The sequence below is a fragment of the Desulfonatronospira sp. MSAO_Bac3 genome, from assembly GCF_003838035.1.
Lineage (GTDB): Bacteria > Desulfobacterota > Desulfovibrionia > Desulfovibrionales > Desulfonatronovibrionaceae > Desulfonatronospira > Desulfonatronospira thiodismutans.
In genome coordinates, this window is record NZ_QYZY01000312.1 from 1 (window position 1) to 1980 (window position 1980).

Annotated in this window: 3 protein-coding genes; all 3 read left to right on the forward strand. The window is 55.9% G+C overall.

All coding sequences use genetic code 11. The features are described from left to right. Window positions 1–43: 43 nt before the first annotated feature. Window positions 44–505, forward strand: coding sequence for a type II 3-dehydroquinate dehydratase (locus D5S03_RS10950; protein WP_287043998.1), 462 nt, complete (start codon window positions 44–46; stop codon window positions 503–505). Window positions 506–712: 207 nt separating this feature from the next. After that, complete coding sequence (efp, locus tag D5S03_RS10955) at window positions 713–1270, forward strand: elongation factor P (RefSeq protein ID WP_287043996.1); 558 nt, start codon at window positions 713–715, stop codon at window positions 1268–1270. Window positions 1271–1290: 20 nt separating this feature from the next. Then, a partial coding sequence (locus D5S03_RS10960; RefSeq protein WP_287043997.1) for a DNA translocase FtsK 4TM domain-containing protein occupies window positions 1291–1980 on the forward strand: 690 nt, incomplete at its 3' end.

Sequence of the window (1980 nt, forward strand, 5' to 3'; positions counted from 1 at the left end):
AGCCGACTGAAGATGACCCTGAACTGTGGAGGAAAAAGTAGCCATGCCCGGGGAAAAGTACACTGTATTGATGGTAAACGGACCCAACCTCGGCTATATCGGCCGGCGCGACCCGGGTACATACGGCACCCGCGGCATGGACGCTGTGCAGACCATCCTGGAAAAGGACCGCCCCGGGCTTCTAGACAGGATAGAGCTCAATTATTTTCAGGCCAACGGCGAAGGGGAGATCATTGACAGGCTGGAAAAGGCCTGGAAGGACAATGTGCAGGGGCTGGTCATCAATCCCGGGGCCTATACCCACACCAGCCTGGCCCTGGGGGACTGCCTGGCCTGGATAAATATCCCCCACGTGGAAGTGCACCTGAGTAACATCTGGAGCCGGGAGGAGATCCGCAGACAGAACCTGACCGCAGCCCACAGCCTGGGAGTCATTGCCGGATTCGGCATCATGAGTTATGTTCTGGGGATTGAGGCGCTGGTGTGGTATCTGGATAGTTTGTAAGATTTAGGGATTTAGGTATTGGGGGATTGGGGAATTGGGGAATTGGGGAATTGAGGGATTGAGGAATGCAGGAATTTAGGAATTTAGGGATTTAGGGATTGAGGGATTGGGGGATTCAGGAATTCAAGGATCGAGGGATTAAGAGCCAGGGGCCCCAGGCCCCATGCTCCATGCCCCAAGCCCCATGTCATATATAAAGGAGGATGAATGCTTTCCACTACTGATTTCCGCAAAGGACTGAAAATCGAGATCGAGAATGAGCCCTACGAGATCGTGGATTTTCTGCATGTCAAGCCCGGCAAGGGCGGGGCTTTTGTGCGCACCAAGCTCAGGAACCTGCTTACAGGAGGCATGCTGGACCAGACCTTCCGCTCCGGGGAAAAGGTGGCCAAGCCGGACCTGGAGTCCAGGGAGATGCAGTATCTTTACCATGACGGCACCGCTTATGTCTTCATGGACATGGGCAGTTATGAGCAGCTCATGGTGGACGATGAAAGCATGGGAGAGAAAGGGGGTTTTCTCAAGGACGGCCAGACCGTCAAGGCCCTGATTTACCGCGGCAACCCCATAGACATCGAAATCCCCGCAGCGGTAATCCTGGAGGTGGCCCAGACCGAGCCGGGAATGAAGGGGGACACTGTAACCGGCGGGACCAAGCCTGCCAGGCTGGAGACCGGCATTGTGGTCAATGTGCCCCTGTTTATAAACGAGGGAGAAAGAATCAAAGTGGACACCCGCACCAAAGAATACATGGGCCGGGAATAAACAGATTGTCAGGGCGAATCATGGACGGCAGCAGGCTCTACAGGGAAATTCCCGGCACAGTTATGTTTTTTCTGGCCCTGCTTCTGGGGGTAAGCCTGGCGGGGTACTCTTCTCTGGACCCCACCTTCAACCAGCAGGTGGGCAGCGCACACTCGGTTCAAAACCCTGCAGGAACCGTGGGCGCTTACCTGGGAGGCTCCCTGGTGGAGCTTCTGGGGGTAGGCAGCCTGGTGGTGCCGTTGTTTTTCGTCTACCTGGGGCTCTATCTTTTCTGGCCGGTGCTCCAACTTGCCTGGTGGCGCTGGCTGGGGCTTTTTTTCTGCTTTGCAGCACTTATCGTCTGGGCGGAGTTTCCACGGGTGCAGGCTTTCACGCAGGATATGGAAATAAGCGGCGGAGGATTTGCCGGAAGTCAGCTGTATCAGGCCGGCTTTGAAGCCCTTGGCTTCTGGGGGATACTTATTGCAGGGGGGTTTTTGACCCTGATGGGGATTCAGCTGGCCACCGGTTTTTCCTGGGGAGGAGGCCTGTACAGGCTGGCTGCTCTCATGCCTGACAAAAAAGAACGTGACCGCGACAGTTCTTCAGATTCAACCGGGTCTGCAAGGCAGGCCCCAAAGAAGCAGAACAGCTCCTCCGGAAAGGGCAAAAAAAAAGCTGACCCTCATCCGCCTGCACCGCAGGCCAGTCCGGGCAATATAGATACCAGC